General features: G+C 58.1%; 19 protein-coding genes. 10 read left to right on the top strand and 9 right to left on the bottom strand.

Features of this window, described 5'->3' with window-relative positions; genetic code table 11:
- Positions 1–4 precede the first annotated feature (4 nt).
- Genes D3870_RS06125 through hemC form a run of 3 tightly spaced genes read right to left on the bottom strand, consistent with a single transcriptional unit; the run spans position 5 to position 2,881 of the window.
- Positions 5–1,177 (bottom strand): uroporphyrinogen-III C-methyltransferase, encoded by a 1,173-nt coding sequence (locus D3870_RS06125; RefSeq protein WP_119737538.1) that lies wholly within the window; start codon positions 1,175–1,177, stop codon positions 5–7.
- On the bottom strand, positions 1,174–1,944 hold the full coding sequence (locus D3870_RS06120; RefSeq protein ID WP_119737536.1) for a uroporphyrinogen-III synthase: 771 nt from the start codon (positions 1,942–1,944) through the stop codon (positions 1,174–1,176). The genes D3870_RS06125 and D3870_RS06120 overlap by 4 nt, the downstream gene beginning before the upstream one ends.
- Positions 1,937–2,881, bottom strand: a complete 945-nt coding sequence (gene hemC / locus D3870_RS06115) for a hydroxymethylbilane synthase (protein WP_242489878.1) — start codon at positions 2,879–2,881, stop codon at positions 1,937–1,939. The genes D3870_RS06120 and hemC overlap by 8 nt, the downstream gene beginning before the upstream one ends.
- 131 nt (positions 2,882–3,012) lie before the next feature.
- Between hemC and ppc the strand changes: the two genes are divergently transcribed.
- Positions 3,013–5,874 (top strand): phosphoenolpyruvate carboxylase, encoded by a 2,862-nt coding sequence (gene ppc, locus D3870_RS06110; RefSeq protein WP_119737533.1) that lies wholly within the window; start codon positions 3,013–3,015, stop codon positions 5,872–5,874.
- 62 nt (positions 5,875–5,936) lie between these two features.
- Here ppc and D3870_RS06105 read toward each other — a convergent pair whose 3' ends face one another.
- Entirely contained in the window at positions 5,937–6,725 is a 789-nt protein-coding gene (locus D3870_RS06105) for a LytR/AlgR family response regulator transcription factor (protein WP_119737531.1), read from the bottom strand.
- Positions 6,725–7,771, bottom strand: coding sequence for a sensor histidine kinase (locus tag D3870_RS06100; RefSeq protein ID WP_119737529.1), 1,047 nt, complete (start codon positions 7,769–7,771; stop codon positions 6,725–6,727). Before D3870_RS06100 ends, D3870_RS06105 begins: the two co-directional genes overlap by 1 nt.
- A gap of 151 nt (positions 7,772–7,922) precedes the next feature.
- Between D3870_RS06100 and argH the strand changes: the two genes are divergently transcribed.
- From argH to D3870_RS06080, 5 genes are all read left to right on the top strand, one after another.
- Positions 7,923–9,317, top strand: coding sequence for an argininosuccinate lyase (gene argH, locus D3870_RS06095; protein ID WP_119737522.1), 1,395 nt, complete (start codon positions 7,923–7,925; stop codon positions 9,315–9,317).
- Complete coding sequence (locus D3870_RS06090) at positions 9,318–9,614, top strand: hypothetical protein (protein ID WP_119737520.1); 297 nt, start codon at positions 9,318–9,320, stop codon at positions 9,612–9,614.
- Between the two features lie 170 nt (positions 9,615–9,784).
- A complete protein-coding gene (locus tag D3870_RS21970; protein ID WP_147375720.1) occupies positions 9,785–9,994 on the top strand; it encodes a hypothetical protein in 210 nt (69 codons plus the stop codon).
- Positions 9,995–10,024: 30 nt separating this feature from the next.
- The gene (locus D3870_RS06085; protein WP_119737518.1) at positions 10,025–10,567 is read left to right on the top strand and encodes a TRAP transporter small permease subunit; all 543 of its coding nucleotides are present in this window, start codon (positions 10,025–10,027) and stop codon (positions 10,565–10,567) included.
- Positions 10,564–12,312, top strand: coding sequence for a TRAP transporter large permease (locus D3870_RS06080; protein ID WP_119737516.1), 1,749 nt, complete (start codon positions 10,564–10,566; stop codon positions 12,310–12,312). The genes D3870_RS06085 and D3870_RS06080 overlap by 4 nt, the downstream gene beginning before the upstream one ends.
- Before the next feature lie 150 nt (positions 12,313–12,462).
- On the opposite strand, the gene D3870_RS06075 is transcribed toward D3870_RS06080, so the two are convergent.
- Together D3870_RS06075 and D3870_RS06070 are read right to left on the bottom strand one after the other, a co-directional pair.
- A complete protein-coding gene (locus D3870_RS06075) occupies positions 12,463–13,545 on the bottom strand; it encodes a TRAP transporter substrate-binding protein (protein WP_119737514.1) in 1,083 nt (360 codons plus the stop codon).
- A 254-nt stretch (positions 13,546–13,799) separates the two neighbouring features.
- Positions 13,800–14,879 carry a TRAP transporter substrate-binding protein gene (locus D3870_RS06070; RefSeq protein WP_119737512.1) on the bottom strand — a complete coding sequence of 360 codons (1,080 nt, stop codon included), beginning with the start codon at positions 14,877–14,879 and terminating at the stop codon, positions 13,800–13,802.
- 137 nt (positions 14,880–15,016) lie between these two features.
- On the opposite strand from D3870_RS06070, the gene D3870_RS22265 reads away from it, so the two are divergent.
- The gene (locus tag D3870_RS22265; RefSeq protein ID WP_158590391.1) at positions 15,017–15,160 is read left to right on the top strand and encodes a hypothetical protein; all 144 of its coding nucleotides are present in this window, start codon (positions 15,017–15,019) and stop codon (positions 15,158–15,160) included.
- A 170-nt stretch (positions 15,161–15,330) separates the two neighbouring features.
- Here D3870_RS22265 and pmbA read toward each other — a convergent pair whose 3' ends face one another.
- The gene (gene pmbA / locus D3870_RS06065; protein WP_119737510.1) at positions 15,331–16,695 is read right to left on the bottom strand and encodes a metalloprotease PmbA; all 1,365 of its coding nucleotides are present in this window, start codon (positions 16,693–16,695) and stop codon (positions 15,331–15,333) included.
- A gap of 161 nt (positions 16,696–16,856) precedes the next feature.
- Between pmbA and yjgA the strand changes: the two genes are divergently transcribed.
- The 3 genes from yjgA (at position 16,857) to D3870_RS06050 (ending at position 18,847) form a co-directional block, all read left to right on the top strand.
- A complete protein-coding gene (gene yjgA / locus D3870_RS06060; protein WP_119737508.1) occupies positions 16,857–17,444 on the top strand; it encodes a ribosome biogenesis factor YjgA in 588 nt (195 codons plus the stop codon).
- Entirely contained in the window at positions 17,422–18,039 is a 618-nt protein-coding gene (gene mog / locus D3870_RS06055; protein ID WP_119737506.1) for a molybdopterin adenylyltransferase, read from the top strand. Before yjgA ends, mog begins: the two co-directional genes overlap by 23 nt.
- 136 nt (positions 18,040–18,175) lie before the next feature.
- Positions 18,176–18,847, top strand: coding sequence for an alpha/beta hydrolase (locus D3870_RS06050; protein ID WP_119737504.1), 672 nt, complete (start codon positions 18,176–18,178; stop codon positions 18,845–18,847).
- 74 nt (positions 18,848–18,921) lie between these two features.
- Here D3870_RS06050 and purU read toward each other — a convergent pair whose 3' ends face one another.
- A complete protein-coding gene (purU, locus tag D3870_RS06045) occupies positions 18,922–19,788 on the bottom strand; it encodes a formyltetrahydrofolate deformylase (protein WP_119737502.1) in 867 nt (288 codons plus the stop codon).
- Positions 19,789–19,939 lie beyond the last annotated feature (151 nt).

Raw genomic sequence — 19,939 nt, 5'->3', positions numbered from 1 at the left:
CGTATTATGGTTTTGCTTTGTAATTGCGCACGGCATTCAGGCTGTCGGCGAGCGTCGGCATTTCGATCGACAAGTCGCTCGCCTGGACCTGACGCAGCAGGGCCTGCGTCGTCTGGGTCTGCTTTGCACGCGTATCGAAATACTTCGCAATCGTGTCCTGGGCCGCGATCAGGTCGCTGCGGAACGCGCTTTCGTTACGGCTCAACAAAGCCAGTCGCGCATTCAACAACCGCAGTTTCAGATTTTCACGCGCATAGAATGCTTGCGTCGGCGACAGCAGGAGTGCGTCCGGCGTATCGACCTGGCGGACCTGGATCAGCTGGCGCACCTCGGTCCACATTTCATTGCTCCAGCTTTGCCATTTCTCTTCCAGCCGGGACATCCATTCCGACACCGCACTGCCTTTTTCCTCGGTGGTCCTGGTCGTATTGGCAGCCTTCTTCGCACTGCGTGCAGTCTTGGGCTGCGTCACCGATTGCACCGGCTTTTCATCCGATAACAAGGGCATCGCATCGACTTGTCCGATGGCGCTATCGAGGCGCACCGCCAGCCCCGGCAGGTCCACGCTGGGCAGCGATTTCAGTTTGTCGAGATCGCGTGCAATCGCACGGCGGATCGTGATGAATTGCGGCCTGTCGGAACTGGACAGGCGCGTGTCGGCATTTTGCAAGGCGATCAGTGCCCCTTGCACATTGCCGGCCAGCTGCAGCTGCTGACTGGCGGTGGACAATACCTGTTCGATTTCGGCCAGCGCCCAGTCGTCACGGTTCTTCGATAGATCCTGGTAGAGTTGCTCAAGTGCCAATTGCTGGCTCTGGGCTTCCTGCTGCTTGTTTTCCAGCACGCTGACCTTGCCCTGCAACTCCTTCATGCCCTCCTGCACCGATTTCACCAGCACTTTCGTCTCGGCATTCAAGGCATCGCCACTCTTGAGGCGTTGCGCCGTTTCCTCTTGCAGGCTTGAAATCCGTGAATGAGACATCCACCACTGTGTCAGCAGCAGTACGGCAAGGACGCCCAACGCGATGAAGATCGCGCGGTGAATACGGCCTGCATTGGAGGCATTGTCCGCTTGAAGAGCCCTGTCCGGCGCGCCAGCATTCGTTTGGGGTGGCGGAGGATTCAATCGGGAAGTCGAGGAACCTGCAGGCTCGGAGGAAGATGGCAATTCGTTCATGCTCGGGATTGTAACGCGGCAAATAACTGTTCGTCCCCTGATCCGGTCAGGGTGATATTCGTCAAGCCCAGCATTTGCGCCGTTTCGGCGATGCGGACGTGAGGCACTATGATTCGTTGATGTTGCATTTTCGCGACTGCATCGTTGTTATCGAGTTGATTCAGCATCTGCATCAATACGCGCAATGCTTCCGAACTTGTCACGATCCAGTCATTCTGCGATTCCAGCAACTGCGTCAATTGGACGCGCCGTGCCTGATCCAGTTCAGGCGCCGCGCGGCGATAGGCGGAAAGTTGAATGACTTCGATGCCGCTTGAACGCAATGCATCGGTGAGCAGCTCGCGTCCGGTTTCACCACGAACGATCAATACGCGCTTGCCACGCAGGGCATCGAGATCGAGCACTTCGAGCAAGGTTTGCGAATCGGTCCGCAGTTTGTTGACAGGACTGAAAATGGTGGCATTCGACGAAGTCACACCATGCTGGGCAAGTGCCTTGCGGCTGCCTTCGCCGACGACGGCAATCGGCAGGTTGTCCGGCCAGGCTGGCAATACGCCGAACGCGGCATCGATGGCATTCGGACTGACAAACACCACCATGGCGTAGCCGCTCAAATCCTGCAGAGCCATCCTGAGCGGCGCGAGGTCCGGCAGAGGATGAATTTCAAGCAAGGGAAAAACAATGGCGTCGCGCCCTGCGCCCGTTACCTGTTGTGCGAGCGGGAGTGCTTGTGCCGTCGGGCGAGTGATGACGACTTTCCTAGACATCCATCGCTTTGCATGCGGCGAGGATGAACTCCGCGCCCTGCGCCTGCATTGCCTTTGCAATCTGTTCGCCAAGCGCGCCGGGCGCATCCGCCGGACCGGAGGCTTCCGCAGTCGCGATGCGCTGACCATCGGGGGTCGCGACCATTGCGCGCAGGCGCATGGTTCCCGCATCGACCGTGGCATAGGCGGCCAGCGGTATCTGGCAGCTGCCGCCAAACGATCTGGACACGGTACGCTCCGCCGCCACCGCCTGTGCAGTCGCTTCGTGATCAAGCGGTGCAAGGAGCTGGCGCAGATCATCGCGCCCGGCCAATATTTCGATCGCCATCGCGCCCTGCCCCGGTGCCGGCAGGCTTTGCTCCGGTTCGATCAATGCGCGAATCCGCTGCGGCAAACCGAGGCGCTTCAATCCTGCGGCGGCCAGAATGATTGCCGCATATTCGCCACGATCCAATTTGGCGAGGCGCGTGTCGAGGTTGCCGCGCAAGGGACGCACCACCAGCTTGGGATAGCGCGCGGCGATCAATGCCTGACGCCGCAAGCTGCTGGTGCCGACGACCGCCCCGTCCGGCAGCGCGTCCAGCGATGCGTAGTCGTTCGACACGAATGCGTCTCGCGGATCTTCGCGCTCCAGCACGGCTGCCAGTGCAAAGCCTTCCGGCAACTCCATCGGAACATCCTTCAGCGAATGCACGGCCAAATCAGCGCGCCCTTCGGACATTGCGACTTCAAGCTCCTTGACAAACAAGCCCTTGCCCCCGACCTTCGACAGCGTGCGGTCAAGGATCTGATCGCCTCTCGTTGTCATTCCGAGAATTTCGACATTGCACTGCGGATATAATTTGCGAAGCCTGTTCTGGACATGTTCCGCTTGCCACATCGCAAGACGACTTTCACGCGACGCAATCACCAATCTGGAGGGAAAAGATACTTTCAAAACGTGCTCTTTCGATGTTCGCTGACGCAAGAAGCGCCAAGCAGTCAAGGCGCAGATTTTATCATGCACCCGACTATGGACCATGCCCCATGGCCGCACTGTCATTCTCCATCTGATTGCATTCATTCAACATGGCAAAACAACCGAATAGCCTGGCGCGCACCGCCAGATCCGCGAACGACAAAGATGCACCACTGAAAGAAGATATCCGTCTGCTCGGCCGCCTGCTCGGTGATGTGCTGCGCGACCAGGAAGGCGAAGCCGTTTTCCAGGTGGTGGAAACGATCCGCCAGACGGCCGTCCGCTTTCGCCGCGAGTCCGATGCGCAGTCGGGCGCAGACCTCAACAAGCTGCTGAAAAAACTGACGCGCGACCAGACCATTTCCGTGGTCCGCGCCTTCTCCTATTTCTCGCACCTCGCCAATATCGCCGAAGACCAGCATCACAATCGCCGTCGCCGCGCACATTTGCTGGCAGGCTCGACGCCGCAGCAAGGCAGCATTGCCTATGCCCTCGGCAAGCTGGATGAGGCCGGCGTATCGGGCGCGACTGTACGCGGCTTTTTCAAGGAGGCACTGATCTCCCCCGTCCTGACGGCGCACCCGACGGAAGTCCAGCGCAAGAGCATCCTCGATGCCGAACGTGAAATCGCGCAACTGCTGGCGGAACGTGACCGGCAACTGACACCGAAGGAACTGGCGCAGAACACCGAACTGCTGCACGCCTGCGTCGCGACGCTGTGGCAGACGCGCATGCTGCGGTATTCGAAACTCACCGTCGCGGACGAAATCGAAAACGCCCTGTCCTACTACCGCATCACCTTCCTGCGCGAGCTGCCGGGCTTGTACGACGACATCGAAAGCGAAATTGCAACGCAGTTCCCGCAACGGCACGACCGTGCGCGCCACGCGTTGCCGCCCTTCGTGCAGATGGGCAGCTGGATAGGCGGCGACCGGGACGGCAATCCCAATGTCAATGCCGGAACGATGCGGCATGCGCTGACACGTCAATCCACCGCGATCCTCGATTTCTATCTGGAAGAAGTGCACACGCTGGGCGCGGAACTGTCGATCTCCACCCTGCTGATCGGTGTCAGCCCGGAGCTGCAGGCGTTGGCGGATGCGTCGCCGGATCAATCGGAGCACCGCACCGACGAGCCGTATCGCCGCGCCTTGATCGGCCTGTATGCGCGCCTTGCCGCCACTGCGCGCACGCTGGGCGCAGCGCACGTCCTGCGGCAGGAAGTCGGCCCGGCGGCGCCGTATGCGAGCGCCGGCGAGTTCACGCAGGATCTGCAGATACTGGTCGATTCGCTCAACGCGCATCACGGCGCCATGCTTGCCCGACGGCGGCTGGCGACGCTGAAACGCGCGTCGGAAATTTTCGGCTTCCATCTCGCAACGCTCGACATGCGTCAAAGCTCCGACGTGCATGAACGCGTGCTGGCTGAATTGTTCGCGCGCGCGAAAGTCGAGCCGGATTACGCGAATCTGGAGGAACAAGCGAAGGTGGAATTGCTGCTGACGGAGCTGTCGAAACCGCGTCCGCTCCATTCGCCCTACATCGCCTATTCGACCGAGACCGATTCCGAGCTCGAGATCCTGCGCGCGGCACGCGAGATCCGCCAACGCTACGGCGATCGTGCGATACGCAACTACATCATTTCGCATACGGAAACCGTATCGGACCTGCTGGAGGTTTTGCTGCTGCAAAAGGAAACCGGCCTGCTGCGCATCGAATGGAACGACAAGGGCGACAGGGTCACGAATGCGGAACTGGAGCTGATGGTCATCCCGCTGTTCGAAACCATCCCGGACCTGCGATGCGCGGCCGACATCATGGCAAGCCTGATGTCCTTGCCGCCAGTTCGAGCATTGATCGCAAGGAAAGGCAATTTGCAGGAAGTCATGCTCGGCTATTCCGACTCTAACAAGGATGGCGGTTTCCTCACGTCGAACTGGGAGCTGTACAAGGCGGAAACGGGTCTCGTTGACGTGTTTGATAACGCCAACGTCAAGCTGCGCCTGTTCCACGGCCGTGGCGGCACCGTGGGACGCGGCGGCGGCCCGAGCTACGAGGCCATCCTCGCGCAGCCCGCAGGCACGGTGAACGGACAGATACGGCTGACCGAGCAAGGCGAAATCATCGCGTCGAAATTCTCCAACCCTGAAATCGGACGCCGCAACCTGGAGCTGCTGGTCGCGGCCACGCTGGAGGCCAGCCTGACACCGCAATCGACGGAAGGCCGGCGCGCGAAAAAGCTCGCGGCATTCGAAAGCGTGATGGAAGAACTGTCGGAGCGGGCATACAAGGCCTATCGCAATCTGGTGTATGAGACGCCGGGCTTTACCGATTATTTCTTCGCCTCGACCCCGATCGCAGAAATCGCCGAACTGAATATCGGCTCCCGTCCGGCATCGCGCAAATCGACGCGCCGGATTGAAGACCTGCGCGCGATTCCGTGGGGCTTTTCGTGGGGCCAGTGCCGCCTGCTGTTGCCGGGCTGGTACGGCTTCGGCAACGCAGTGTCATCCTGGCTGGACGACAGCGACGACGCCAAGGAAAGAAACAAGCGCGTTGCGACGCTGCGCGCGATGTTCAAGGAATGGCCGTTCTTTGCCACCTTGCTGTCGAACATGGACATGGTCTTGTCGAAGACCGACCTCGCGGTCGCATCCCGTTACGCCCAGCTGGTCGCCGACAGGAAGCTGCGAAACAGCATTTTCAAACGCATCGTGGACGAGCATGAACGCGTCGCGGCTTGCCTGACGGTGATCACCGGCGCAAAGGACCGGCTGGCTGGCAACCCGCTGCTGGCCCGGTCGATCAAGAATCGCTTTGCCTATCTCGATCCGCTGAATCACTTGCAAGTGGAACTGATCAAGCGGCACCGCGCAGCGGCGATGGAAGGACGCAAGATCGATGAACGTGTGCGGCGCGGGATTCATCTGTCGATCAACGGCATCGCTGCAGGCTTGCGCAATACGGGTTGAGTTGTCAGACGTGTGACGGATGGTGCTCTCGTTTTCACGACGGGAGCACGTGGGCGCAGCGGCTATTTCACCAGCACCTTCACGACTGGCCACTGCCGCCGTGAAATCGGAAGACGTTCGTCGACGCCGTGCAGAATGACTTGCCAGGATTCCTGCGCCTTGTCGTGCTCGCCCTCCGCATCGACCGGCTGCACGCCGCGCTCGACGCCGGCAATCGCATTGCGCGCAACCAGCGCATTGCGGTGCACGCGCACAAAGACCGCGGCCATTTCATCCTCGATCGAGGTCAATGATTCTTCAATCAAGTAATCGTGCGTCCGCGTGCGCAGCGTGACGTACTTCAATTCGGCTTTCAGGTAAAGCACGTCGGCTACCGGCACCAGCAAAAGCCGTCCGCGCTCCTGCACGGAAAAATGCTGCCGCCTGGTCTGGAGCATGGCGGTTGCTGCAGCAATTGCCTCGTGCTGTGACTGCAAACGCAGCGCGGCCACACGCCGCAGCGCATCAGCCAGCCGCGAGGAGCGCACCGGCTTGAGCAGGTAATCGAGAGCATGCACGTCGAAGGCCTTGAGCGCATATTCATCGTATGCACTGATGAAGATGATCGCAGGCGCATTTGGCAAGGCTTTCATCAGGTGCGCAGCCAGTTCGATACCCGTCATGCCAGGCATTTGCACATCGAGCAACACGATGTCCGGCCGGGTATCGACGATCGCTTCCAGCCCCTCCTTCGGATGACCCGCTTCACCCGTCAGTTCGTGCGGACAATCGGCCGCGATATCGGCCAGCAGCGTCTTCAGCCGCGACCGTGCCGGCGCTTCATCATCCACAATAAAAAGTCGCGGGATCATCAGGAGCTCGTCATGAAAGGAAAGCGCAAGCGTACTTCGAAAAAGCCGCGCGCAACCGAAGTCGTCAATTGCGCCTCGACGTCGTAAAGCAGGGCCAGACGTTCGCGGATGTTGTTCAGTGCCATGTGGTTGCCCGCTTCCGCCGGCGCTTCACCGTGATAGGGATTGATCACCACGATCTCGATGCGATCGAGCGAACGGCTCATGTGCACGCATATCGACACCGGAGAGTCGGCGGGCTCTACGCCATGGTGCACCGCATTTTCCAGCAGCGGTTGCAGAAGCAGAACCGGAATTTGCGCCTTTCTCTGCACTTCGTCGCTCAGGTTCTCTGTTCGCCACTCCACCTGGAGCCGGTCGCCGAGCCGGATTTTTTCGATGGACAGGTACTGCTGGCAAAGGCGGATTTCATCCTCCATGCTCGCCATGCTGCGCGGATCGCGCATCAGCACGCGAAACAGATCCGCAAGGTCTTCCAGTGTCGTCTCGGCGCGGCGCGGTTCCGTGCGGATCAGCGACAGCACCGCATTGAGGCTGTTGAACAGGAAATGCGGCCGGATCCGGGCCTGCAATGCCTGCAGTCGCGCTTCCAGCAAGGTCGGTGAAAAAGCCCGCGTGCGAAGCTCGAAATAGTGCTGCAGCACGCTGCCCAATAACGCGGCGGCCAGCATTCCTTTCAGCGCAGTCAAATTCTCGAAGCTGCTCCACAGCCATTCAAGCGACGAGAGGAAATGGATGATGACTCCCGTCACGGCAGCAGGCACCAGTGCGCAGGCGACGCGCTGCCCCCACGCCGGAATCGTGCGGATGGCGCGCCGCATTCCGCACAACGCCAGCAGCGATGCCAGACATGACAGCTCAATCAGCATGGTGGATTCGACGAACTCCATCAAGCCAAGATGAAAATTACTCGTTCGCAGCAGTATCCCGACCAGAACCGCACCGTTGGCGACCAACAGCGCCCTGAAAATCACCCCGATATTGCAGCAGTCGGGAATGACGATCTCGACCGGCGGCTTGGCAAACGTGGCAAGGGATAAGGGCATTTATTGTTTTTTGTTTATTGAAAAGCACCGATTCGATGAGCCGAAACCGGCGGTCACGCACGACTGGCAGGATTCCGCTCATCGATCACCCCATTTGCGTGAGCGTCGCATGGGGCTTGTTTTATAATCGCGTATTCACCGGGATACAACTATGACAGCACAACTTTCCAAAAAAAGCGAGGCCTGGTCGGCGCGCTTTTCCGAACCCGTCTCCGATTTGGTAAAACGCTACACCGCATCGGTCTTTTTCGACAAACGACTGGCGGATGCCGACATCCAGGGCTCATTGGCGCATGCCGAGATGCTGGCCCACCAGGGCATCATCAGCGCGCAAGACTACGCCGACATCCAGCGCGGCATGACGCAGATTCAATCCGAAATCGCAGCCGGCAAGTTCGAATGGCTGCTTGACCTCGAAGACGTCCACCTCAATATCGAAAAACGGCTGACCGAACTGGTCGGCGACGCCGGCAAGCGGCTGCACACCGGCCGTTCCCGCAACGATCAGGTGGCAACCGACATCCGTCTCTACATGCGCGCGGCCATCGACGACATCCTCGGCTTGCTGCGCGACCTGCGCATTGCACTGGTCGATCTGGCGGACCAGCATGCGGACACCATCCTGCCCGGTTTTACCCATATGCAGGTCGCCCAGCCGATCACCTTCGGCCACCACATGCTGGCGTATGTCGAAATGTTCGGTCGCGATGCTGAACGGATGGCCGATTGCCGCAGGCGCGTCAACCGCCTGCCGCTGGGCGCGGCCGCTCTGGCCGGCACCACCTTCCCGATCGACCGCGAGCGAGTCGCGAAAACGCTGGGCTTTGAAGACGTTTGCCGCAATTCCCTCGATGCGGTGTCGGACCGCGACTTCGCGATCGAATTCTGCGCGGCCGCCGCATTGGTGATGACCCATGTCTCGCGCATGTCGGAGGAACTGGTGATCTGGATGAGCCCGCGCGTCGGCTTCATCGACATTGCAGACCGCTTCTGCACCGGCTCGTCCATCATGCCGCAAAAGAAGAATCCGGATGTGCCTGAACTTGCACGCGGCAAGACCGGACGCGTGAATGGCCATTTGATCGGCCTGCTGACCCTGATGAAGGGCCAGCCGCTGGCCTACAACAAGGACAATCAGGAAGACAAGGAACCGCTGTTCGATACGGTCGACACAGTCACCGACACGCTGCGCATTTTCGCCGACATGGCGCGCGGCATTTCCGTCAAGCCCGACGCGATGCGCGCCGCCGCCTTGCAGGGTTACGCAACGGCGACGGATCTGGCCGATTATCTGGTCAAGAAAGGCCTGCCTTTCCGTGACGCGCATGAAGCTGTCGCGCTGGCAGTGCGGGCATGCGTGGATCGCGGTTGCGACTTGAGCGATCTGTCACTGGATGAGTTGCGCACCTTCTCGACGCTGATCGAGGCAGATGTCTTCACCGTTCTGACGCTGGAAGGTTCGGTCGCCGCGCGTGACCATATCGGCGGCACAGCGCCCAATCAGGTGCGCGCCGCAATCGCGCACCTTAGAAAGCAACTGGCCTGATTGCGCATCGAAGCAGGAACAGGTAAAGCGGCCATCCTGGAACACATCAGATGGCCGCCGCCATGCGCAAGCGGCCGGTCCGGTGCGTTTCGTCCGTCCGCATCCGTCCGTGAACATTTGAATGAGAACCAATATTTACTGAAGTTGCGACTGCCGAAAGTAAAAAATCCGGTCGCATCATGGGATGCATGTTGCTCCAGCCTGCCCGCCACCAGGATCGCACATGAACTCAATAACAATGCGATCACGGTGGTCGTGACCTTGCACTGCATCACGAGAAAATTCGCGCATCCGTAAAAACCGAAGTACGTTTTGAAGTTGAAATGCCATATACTCCCGCGTACGAAAAAATTGTCGCAGATGCAACCATTCAATAAGAAAAAGCGACAGGGCAGAAGATTTTCATTTACGGGGACAAGCAAAAATGTTTTTCTTACACGCACTACCGAAGTGTATCGGCAAGCGCAATGAAAAAGCAGCAAACGGCGTCAGCCGACACTTCTCTTTTCTATTCCGCCCTGTATCGGCACCACATTTGTGCGGCGCCTCCCCCCATTCCGGCTTCAACATTTCCGTTCCAGCGCATGGCTTTGACAATGCAGCGGCATCATCCATTCGCATCGATTCTCGTGCCGAAAACTCGCATGGCGGCAAAACGTCTTTCTCGTAACTACTGAAAACCTGTCATCAATCAAAAGGGGAAATTCATGCAACTACTTTTACGTCTATCCCGATGGATCGACGTGTTGGGTGAGCGCGTAGGCCGGCTGGCAAGTATCGCAATTCTGCTTTCCTGCATCGTTAGCGCTACCAACGCCTTGGTCCGATATGGTTTCAATTGGAGCAACAACTGGCCGCTTGAACTGCAGTGGCATCTGTTTGGCGCGGCGGTCATGCTGGGCGCTCCCTATACGTTCCAGAAGAACGAACATGTCAGGGTCGACCTGATATACGGCCACGTATCGGAGCGCACCAAGCATTGGATCGACACGTTCGGCGTCATCGTCTTTCTGCTTCCGGCTTGCCTGCTATTCACCTGGCTTTCGTGGAAAGTATTGTTCCTTCCCTCATGGGACATTCTCGAACAATCGTCCAATGCTGGCGGCCTGCCGCTGTACCCGATCAAGTTGGTCGTCCCGATTGGATTCGCGCTGCTTGCCTTGCAAGGCATCTCTGAACTGATCAAGCGTATTGCCGCGATTGCCGGCATCGTGCGCCTCGACTCTAAATACGAAAGACCTGTCCAATGATTCCGCTCGAGTATATGCCGCCGCTGATGTTCGGCGGCCTTGTTTTGTTCATGTTGATAGGCTTCCCGGTCGCCTTTTCGTTACTGGCACTCGGACTGTTTTTCGGCATTGTGTCGATTGAGTTAGGCTTCTTTGGAGTCAACTTCCTGCAGGCGGTGCCACAACGCATTTTCGGCAGCGTCCTCGCCAACGACTTGCTGCTGGCGATTCCATTCTTCACCTTCATGGGCGCCATTCTTGAGAAATGCGGTCTGGCCGAAGAGATGCTGGATTCCATGGGGCAGTTGTTCGGCCCCATCCGTGGCGGGCTGGGTTATTCCGTCATCCTCGTCGGCTTCATTCTGGGTGCGATTACTGGAACCGTTGCTGCCCAGGTGATCACGATGGCGATGATTTCATTGCCGGTGATGATGCGCTACGGCTACAACATGCGATACACCACCGGCGTGCTCGCAGCATCCGGGACGATCACGCAGCTGGTGCCGCCATCACTGGTCTTGGTGGTTCTCGCAGATCAGCTCCGAACCCCGACCGCCAGCGCCGATGTCGGCAGCATGTATCTGGGTGCTTGGGGTCCATCCCTGGTGCAGATCGCCTTGTTCATGCTCTATACCTTCTTCCTGTCACGCATCAAACCTGATTGGTTGCCGGCCATTCCGAAAGAAGCACGTACACTCCAAGGCTGGGCTCTCTGGAAAAAATGCTTGCACGGCATCATTCCATCGGCCGTGCTGATTTTCATGGTGCTGGGAACAATGATGCTTGGCGTTGCAACGCCAACGGAATCGGGCGCCATGGGTGCGCTCGGCGCAGTCGTACTGGCTGTCATGCGCAACAAGGAGTTCACGCGCAAGGATCGGCTGGTGGCTCGCATCGGCATACTCGGTTTAAGCGCGGCGGCAGTGGTCGGACTGATTTTTTATGCGCCAGAAATCGGGGTAGCCAAATCGGCAATGCCGTTCTTGCAGGCAGGGCTCGTCGCAGCCTACGTTGGCATCGTCTGGCTGATCGTGCGCGCGAGCCGCATTAGCGAGTTGCGTAATTTGATTGTGCTCGGCTATCAATCGACCATGCGCCTCACTTCGATGGTCGTATACATCCTGATCGGTTCCACCTGCTTTTCAGTGGTGTTCATGGGCGTAGACGGTGGAATGTGGGTCGAGCATTTGTTCACATCGCTGCCGGGGGGCTGGATCGGTTTCCTGATCGTTGTGAACCTCTTCATTTTCTTCCTGGCATTTTTCCTCGACTTTTTTGAGATTGCCTTCATCGTCGTACCGATGATCGCGCCAGTTGCGCAAAAGGTCCTGTCGCCGGTATTGCTCGAAAGCATGGGAAGCCCGGAAGCCGCAGCATCCGCTGCACTGGTGTGGTTTGGCGTCATGCTGTGCGTGAATATGCAGACATCCTTCATGCACCCACCGTTCGGTTTCGCTCTGTTCTATCTGCGCGGTGTAGCGCCCAAGGAAGTGAAAAGCTCGGACATATATTGGGGCGCATTGCCATGGGTTGCGCTGCAACTCGTCATGGTCGCTTTGGTGATCGCATTTCCTCAAATGGTCACCAGCTTCCTTGACAAGGGCGTCGCCTCGTCATCCTCCGAAGGCCTGGTCATTGAACGGCCGATGACCGACGAGGGAACCAAGGAGCAAGATGCGCCGCAGCTGGACTTCTCCACTGAAAGCGACAAGAAAGGAGAGGAAGCTCCACAGCTGAATTTCTCCACGGATACCGACAAAAATTAGTCGGATAAATATCCCCTCCAGAGCCCCGCACGGATTTCCCTGCGGGGTTTTTTGTTACCCATTTTGATACGGGATCAATGCTCAAAACGCAGAAAATAAAAAACCCGCAGTGTTTTCACACTGCGGGTTCCAGGTAAAGATCGAAACTAATCAGGCCTTACGGTTGATCATGAAGTTTTGCATCGGTGTTTCAGCCACCGAGAACCATTGGTTCTGGTCGCGCTGGAAGCGTTTGTATGGCTCGTAAATCTTCTTGAACTTGGCGTTCTTGGAGGCTTCCTCTTCCATCGTTGCGACCGCAGCTTTGTAAGACGCCTCCATGATCTCTTTCGAGAAGAAACGCAATTTCGCGCCGGCCTTGATCAAACGTCCGAGGGCCGCCGGATTCTTTGCATCGTATTCAGCCTGCATCACCACGTGCGCTTCATATGACGCTGCCTCGATTGCGTGCTGATATTCTTTCGGCAGCTTTTCCCACTCTTTCGCCCCGACATAGAACGAAAGCTGCGCGCCGGCTTCCCACCATCCGGGAGCGTAATAGTACGGAGCCACTTTATGGAAGCCAAGCTTTTCGTCGTCATAGGGCGTGGTCCACTCCACAGCGTCCAACGTACCTTTTTCGAGGGCTGGGTAAATGTCCGCGCCGGCCAATTGTTGCGGCACCAATCCCAGCGGCTGCATGACCTTGCCGGCGAATGCACTGATACGCATCTTGAGGCCCTTGAGGTCATTGAGGGTCTTGATTTCCTTGCGGAACCAGCCGCCCATCTGTGCGCCAGTATTCCCGCCGAGGAAATTGACGATCCCGTAGTCCTTGTAAAACTCACGCAGCAGCTCTCTGCCACCGCCCTGGTCGAACCATGCGGTCTGCTGACGCGAACTCATACCGAACGGGACTGCGCAATCGAATGCAAATGTCGCGTCCTTGCCGAAATAGTAATACGGTGCCGTATGCCCCATTTCCACGGTGCCAGCCTGCACCGCATCGACTACCTGCAACGCGGGCACGATTTCGCCGCCTGCGAAGACGCGAATATTGAACTTGCCGTTCGTGAGCTGCGACACGCGCTTGCTGAACACTTCCGCTGTGCCAAACAACGTATCCAGTGATTTTGGAAAACTCGATGCCAGACGCCAGTTAATCGTGGGTTGTGACTGAGCCAGCGCGGGTGCGGCGATTGCGCCGACAGACGCACCTACGGCCGCTTTTTTAAGAAAGGAACGACGTTCCATTTGATCTCCTCTAGGATTAAAAGACACCTGTACGGTCATTTGCCTGGGGATGCAAAAACCAAACAATGCATCAAGCGTCGCAAATTGTAGAGTTGGGATTGATTCACTGCAACACAAAATCGTGCGGCAACGCACCATCCCTGTGCGCATCATCCTTTCAGCATATGCCAACCACCGTCTGACAGCGCACGTTTTCTCGAAATGAAAAAGCCCGCAGGGCTTTCGCGCTGCGGGCTGTGCCAATCGCAAGATGATTACTTGTGGTTGATCATGAAGTTCTGCATCGGCAATTCGGACACCGAGAACCATTGGTTCTGATCCTGACGGAAACGCTTCCATGGTTCGTAGATCTTCTTGAACTTGGCGTTCTTCGCGGATTCTTCTTCCATGACCTCATTGGTCGCCTTGTAGCAAGCTTCCATGATTTCCCTGGAGAAGCTGCGCAGCTTCACACCGTTCTTCAGCAAGCGTGCGAGCGCTGCCGGATTGCGCGCATCATATTCCGCCTGCATGACGACGTGCGCTTCGTAGGAAGCAGCCTCGACTGCGTATTGATACTCCTTCGGCAGTTTTTCCCATTCTTTCACGCCGATGTAGAAGGACAGTTGCAGGCCTGGCTCCCACCAACCCGGTGCGTAATAGAACGGCGCAACCTTGTTGAAGCCGAGCTTTTCATCGTCATACGGTCCGATCCATTCAGCAGCATCGATCGTGCCTTTTTCCAGCGCCGGATAGATATCACCACCCGCGATCTGTTGCGGCACCGAGCCCAAGCGCTGCAGCACACGCCCCGCAAAGCCACCGATGCGCATTTTCAGACCATCGAGATCCTTGACCGTCTTGACTTCCTTGCGGAACCAGCCGCCCATCTGTGCGCCGGTGTTTCCGCCCATGAAGTTGACGATGCCGTAGTCCTTGAAGAACTCGCGCATCAGCGCCTGGCCACCGCCTTGGTCGAACCATGCAGTTTGCTGACGAGAATTCAGGCCGAACGGCACAACGCCGTCAAATGCGAAGGAAGGATCCTTGCCGTAGTAGTAGTAGGACGCGCTGTGGCCCATTTCGACAGTGCCTGCCTGCACGGCATCCATCACCTGCAAGGCCGGAACGATTTCGCCGCCGGCGAAAACGCGGATATTGAACTTTCCGTTGGTCAGTTGGGAAACACGCTTCGAAAATGTTTCGGCAGCACCGTAAATCGTATCCAGTGATTTGGGGAAACTTGATGCAAGACGCCAATTAATGGTTGGCAATGATTGTGCTAATGCCGGGGCTGCGATTGCCCCTACTGATGCGCCTACGGCTGCTTTTTTAAGGAAGGAACGACGTTCCATTTTGCCTCCTGGAAAGTTAAATACCCGAAAAACTCTTCTTTGTAAGGATTGTTCGTAGCCGGGCTATTGGCTCGTGTTACGAGCCCACGATTCTAGGGACGATGTGCAAGGTTTGCAACAGGAAAACCTTAACATTCGTGAAACTACTTACCTCGATGCATTCAAAATTTTCATGCGGCTTCGGCGCGTTTTTCATCTTCGCCATTGCTGGGCCCGGCATGGGCCAAGGTCATGTCGTCGACAAGGGTGCAGAGCCAGCAGGATGGGAGAAATATGGCTAGGCAATTTCGCTTCGGTACGGCTGCAGGAGTGGCCGCGCGAACGAAACGCAGGAAGGAGCGGAAGAACCGTATGAAGCGGTGGATCAGGAGGAAGTGCGTCTACCACCAATCAAGTCATAGGCGAAACAGCGCGCAGAGGCACAGCGATCACTGCGCCTCTGCCGTAAATCTCAATTGCCGGCGATCGTCATGTTTTCGAGCAGTATCGAGCCGGTTTGTTTCGTGCCGCGAATCAGCGTGTCGGCACCGACCGCAACGATTTGCCGGAGCATGTCCTTCATGTTGCCGGCGATGGTGATTTCCTCGACCGGATACTGGATCACGCCATTTTCCACCCAGAAGCCCGATGCGCCGCGCGAATAGTCGCCAGTCACGTAGTTCACGCCCTGCCCCATCAATTCGGTCACCAGCAAGCCGGTACCCAGTTTTTTCAGCATGGCCTTGAAGCTGTCGTCCGGCGTCGTCAACGAGGAAGTCAATGCGAGATTGTGTGAGCCGCCTGCGTTGCCGGTGGTTTTCATGCCCAACTTGCGCGCGGAATACGTCGACAGGAAATATCCTTGCACGACGCCGTCCTTCACCACGTCGCGCCTGCTGGTCCTGACACCTTCTTCGTCGAATGGTGCAGAGCCGACCGCGCCTGCCACATGCGGGTCTTCCACGATCCGGATATGCGACGGGAACACCTGCGTGCCGAGCGAATCGAGCAGGAAGGTGGACTTGCGATACAGTGCACCGCCCGACACCGCCTGCACGAACGCGCCGAGCAGTCCGGCTGCCAGCGGCGCTTCGAACAGTACCGGGCACTTGCGCGTGTCCAGCTTGCGCGCGTTGAGCCGCGCCATCGCCCGTTCTGCCGCATAGCGCCCGATCGCTTCCGGATCCGCCAGCTTGCCCGGATCGCGCATTGACGAGTACCAATCGTCGCGCTGCATGTTGCTGCCCTTGCCGGCGATAGGCGCAACGGACAAGGTGTGCCGCGAATAGGCATAGCCGCCCATGAAGCCGCGTGTATTGGCCGAGATGAAATGCGATTGCTGCGCATACACACCCGCGCCTTCGCTATTGGTCACGCGCTTGTCGACTGCGAAGGCCGCCGCTTCGCAACGCGTCGCCAGCGCGACCGCATCTTCCGTCGACAGCAGCCATGGATAACAGAGTTGCAAATCGCGCGGCGACATTTCCAGCATGTCCGCATCCGGCAAGCCGGCGCAATCGTCTTCTGCTGTGAAACGCGCGATGTTATAGGCGGCCTCCACCGTCGCCTGCAGCGACTGGCGCGAAAAATCCGAGGTGCTGGCATTGCCGCGCCGGATGTGCTTCTCCTCGCCGAGATAGACGGTGACGCCAATGCCCTTGTCCTTGTTTTGCTCGATCGTCTCGATCTTGCCCTTGCGTACCGAAACCGACAAGCCACTCCCCTCGCTGATCTCCACCGCCGCGTCCGATGCGCCTTTTTCCCTGGCGAAACGCAGCACATCCTGCGCGATCTGCTTCAACTGGTCCTGGCTATGGGTAAATACGGGTGCGCTCATGGGCTTATTCTTCGGAAGGCATTTAAAACAGTTATCATAGCAGTCGTTTACTGATGCCACGTCGTGATCCCCCTGCGTCCGGCTGAAAACCGCGGCATCCGCATCAACACAGGCACGCGGCACAGTACGATCCGAACACTTCGTCTTACTCAATACCTACCATGCCAAATCCCAACCGAGGCTCGTGCGGCTTCCAATCCAACGAATTCGAACAGGAATACGATCGTCCTTCCAAGTCGCAGTTGAAGCGTGAAATGACCGCGCTTCAAGATCTGGGGCAAGAGCTCGTCGACCAGCCGAAAGACCGCGTCAAGCGCGTGCCGATGCCGGAAGATGTACGCGACGCCATTCTTGAGTGCCAGAAGATCAAGGACCATGAAGGCCGCCGCCGCCAGTTGCAATATGTCGGCAAGAAGATGCGCACACTGGAAGAAGACGAGATCGCCGCGATCCACAAGGTGCTCGATAGCTGGAAAGGCGCATCGAAGGCGGAAACCGCCGCAATGCATGCACTGGAGCGGCGGCGTGAAAAACTGCTCGCCAACGACGATGCACTGACGGAATTGCGCGCGAAACATCCAGACATCGACATGCAGCACCTGCGCACGCTGATCCGCAATGCGCGCAAGGAACAGGCAGAGAACAAGCCGCCCAAGGCCTATCGCGAAATCTTCCAGATCTTGAAGCAGCTGCAATCTCCCACTCCGGCGCAAACGGCGGAACAAGATGACGACGAAGAACAAGAGTAATCCGGACGAAGTCCTGATCGGCCTGGTGTCGATCTCGGACCGCGCCTCGAGCGGCGTCTACGAAGACCAGGGCATTCCGGCGCTGCGCGACTGGTTCACCTCTGCGCTCGCGAGCCCGTGGAAGATGGAGACACGCCTGATTCCGGACGAGCGTGCGGCGATCGAGAAGGCATTGATCGAATTGGTGGACGACATGCGATGCGATCTGGTGCTGACTACCGGCGGTACCGGCCCCGCGCGGCGCGACCTCACGCCGGAAGCAACACTGGCAGTCGGTACCAAGGAGATGCCCGGTTTCGGCGAACAGATGCGGCAGATCAGCCTGAAGTTCGTCCCGACCGCAATCCTGTCGCGTCAGGTTGCAGTAATCCGGGAAACACCGGATCACGCGGCACTCATCATGAATCTGCCGGGCCAGCCAAAATCGATCAAGGAAACGCTGGAAGGATTGAAGGATGCGGACGGCAAGCAGGTCGTCGCCGGCATTTTTGCCGCCGTACCCTACTGCATCGACCTGATCGGCGGACCGTACATCGAAACCCATGAAGCGGTGTGCAAGGCATTCCGCCCGAAGTCGGCAATCCGGCAGCGCTGAAGCCGATTCACCGACGTCATTCCGAGCGAAGCGAGGAGCGACAGTGTTCAGCGCTGCCGCTCAAACGTCCAAAGCGCAGCCCTCATCACATTGCCCCAAGTTTTCTTGACACTCTCAATCCGCCTGGAAAATCATCATGGCCAACCTGCTTGAAACCATTCAGATCGAAACCGCTGCCAATCCCTCCGTCGCCGTTATCTGGCTGCATGGCCTCGGCGCGGACGGGTCCGACTTCGTACCGATCGTCAACGAACTGGACTTGAATGGTTGCCCGGCGATCCGCTTTGTCTTTCCGCATGCACCCACCATGCCGGTGACGATCAACAATGGCTACGTGATGCGCGCCTGGTACGACATCCTCGGTACCGACCTCGTCAAACGCGAGGATGAAGCGGGCCTGCGCAAATCGCAGGAAATGGTCGAGCAACTGATTGCACAGGAAAAATCGCGCGGCATCCCTGCCGAACGCATCATCCTCGCCGGCTTCTCGCAAGGCTGCGCGATGACGCTGCAAACCGGCTTGCGCCATCCGGAAAGGCTGGCCGGCCTGTTGTGTCTGTCGGGTTATGTACCTATCCACACCACGATCCCGGCGGAACGCCATAGTGCAAACCATGACACGCCGATCTTCATGGCGCATGGCCGCGGCGATCCGGTGATCCCGATCGACCGTGCGGAAAAGTCGCGCGACCTCCTTCAGTCGCTCGGCTACAAGGTGGAATGGCACGAGTACATGATGATGCCGCACTCGGTGTGCGAAGCGGAAATTGAGGATATCGGCAAGTGGCTGCGCCGCGTGCTGGCGTAAGCGCCATTGTTCGATGAGGGAGCGGCGATCCGCCCCTCTTGCCAAATTATCGGTCTGCCAGACTGTCAGACGACTTACTTGAACACGACGGTCTTGTGACCGTTCAGCAGGATACGGTGTTCGACAAACCACTTCACCGCGCGCGCCAGCACCACGCATTCGACATCGCGCCCGATCGCGGTCAACGTGTCCGGTTCCATCGCGTGATCGACGCGTTCCACATCCTGCTCGATGATCGGCCCTTCGTCCAGATCGCTCGTCACGAAATGCGCCGTTGCGCCGATCAGCTTCACGCCGCGTTCGTGCGCCTGATAGTAGGGCTTGGCACCCTTGAAGCTCGGCAGGAATGAATGGTGGATGTTGATGGCGCGCCCTCTCAGCGCCTCGCACATCGGCGGCGACAGAATCTGCATGTAGCGCGCCAGTACCACGAGGTCGATATCGTTCGACGTCACGATCTCCAGGATGCGCGCTTCCTGTGCCTGCCTGGCTTCGACTGAAGCACCTGTTGCCAGCGGCAGATGGTGGAATGGAATGTTGTAGCTGGCCGCCAGCTGGTAAAAATCGGTGTGATTGGAAACAATGGCCGGAATTTCCACCGGCAGCAAACCGCTCTTGTAGCGGAACAGCAAGTCATTCAGGCAGTGGCCGATCTTCGACACCATCAGCATCATGCGGGGTTTCTTGCGCGCATCGTGCAGTTGCGCATTCATCTGCATGGACGCGGCCAGCGTCGCGAAATCGGCGCGCAGCTTGCCGTCACTGACTTCCGGATTTTCCGCCGCAAAATGCACGCGCATGAAGAACAGCTTCGACTGCGCATCGCCGAACTGGGCGGAATCGATGATGTTGCAACCGTTCTCGGCGAGGAAGCCCGATACACGATGAACGATGCCGCGGTGGTCGGGGCAGGATAAGGTGAGGATGTATTCCGGATGCATGGATGTCGAATGTGTGTGCAAGGCGCTTGACGATGTTGCAAGCGGGAGGCCGTTATTGTCGCATGGCTTGCAGACACAAACAAAAGCCCGGGCGTACATGGCGTGCCCCGGGCTTTTCAGGAATGGCAGATCACGAATCATGGATCCATGA

Origin of the sequence: Noviherbaspirillum cavernae (genome assembly GCF_003590875.1) — a bacterium.
Classification (GTDB): Bacteria; Pseudomonadota; Gammaproteobacteria; order Burkholderiales; family Burkholderiaceae_D; genus Noviherbaspirillum; species Noviherbaspirillum cavernae.
Note: the sequence above shows the minus strand (reverse complement) of the source record. Positions and strands in the feature narration are given on the sequence as shown.

What these genes read in the sequence shown, in the direction of transcription:
- D3870_RS06100 (WP_119737529.1), bottom strand. Translation starts at nt 7,771, where the DNA reads ATGCCCTTATCCCTTGCCACGTTTGCCAAGCCGCCGGTCGAGATCGTC.
- D3870_RS06105 (WP_119737531.1), bottom strand. Translation starts at nt 6,725, where the DNA reads ATGATCCCGCGACTTTTTATTGTGGATGATGAAGCGCCGGCACGGTCG.
- D3870_RS06080 (WP_119737516.1), top strand. Translation starts at nt 10,564, where the DNA reads ATGATTCCGCTCGAGTATATGCCGCCGCTGATGTTCGGCGGCCTTGTT.
- purU (WP_119737502.1), bottom strand. Translation starts at nt 19,788, where the DNA reads ATGCATCCGGAATACATCCTCACCTTATCCTGCCCCGACCACCGCGGC.
- D3870_RS06120 (WP_119737536.1), bottom strand. Translation starts at nt 1,944, where the DNA reads ATGTCTAGGAAAGTCGTCATCACTCGCCCGACGGCACAAGCACTCCCG.
- D3870_RS06070 (WP_119737512.1), bottom strand. Translation starts at nt 14,879, where the DNA reads ATGGAACGTCGTTCCTTCCTTAAAAAAGCAGCCGTAGGCGCATCAGTA.
- argH (WP_119737522.1), top strand. Translation starts at nt 7,923, where the DNA reads ATGACAGCACAACTTTCCAAAAAAAGCGAGGCCTGGTCGGCGCGCTTT.
- D3870_RS06075 (WP_119737514.1), bottom strand. Translation starts at nt 13,545, where the DNA reads ATGGAACGTCGTTCCTTTCTTAAAAAAGCGGCCGTAGGTGCGTCTGTC.
- pmbA (WP_119737510.1), bottom strand. Translation starts at nt 16,695, where the DNA reads ATGAGCGCACCCGTATTTACCCATAGCCAGGACCAGTTGAAGCAGATC.
- yjgA (WP_119737508.1), top strand. Translation starts at nt 16,857, where the DNA reads ATGCCAAATCCCAACCGAGGCTCGTGCGGCTTCCAATCCAACGAATTC.
- mog (WP_119737506.1), top strand. Translation starts at nt 17,422, where the DNA reads ATGACGACGAAGAACAAGAGTAATCCGGACGAAGTCCTGATCGGCCTG.
- D3870_RS21970 (WP_147375720.1), top strand. Translation starts at nt 9,785, where the DNA reads ATGAAAAAGCAGCAAACGGCGTCAGCCGACACTTCTCTTTTCTATTCC.
- D3870_RS06050 (WP_119737504.1), top strand. Translation starts at nt 18,176, where the DNA reads ATGGCCAACCTGCTTGAAACCATTCAGATCGAAACCGCTGCCAATCCC.
- D3870_RS06125 (WP_119737538.1), bottom strand. Translation starts at nt 1,177, where the DNA reads ATGAACGAATTGCCATCTTCCTCCGAGCCTGCAGGTTCCTCGACTTCC.
- ppc (WP_119737533.1), top strand. Translation starts at nt 3,013, where the DNA reads ATGGCAAAACAACCGAATAGCCTGGCGCGCACCGCCAGATCCGCGAAC.
- D3870_RS06085 (WP_119737518.1), top strand. Translation starts at nt 10,025, where the DNA reads ATGCAACTACTTTTACGTCTATCCCGATGGATCGACGTGTTGGGTGAG.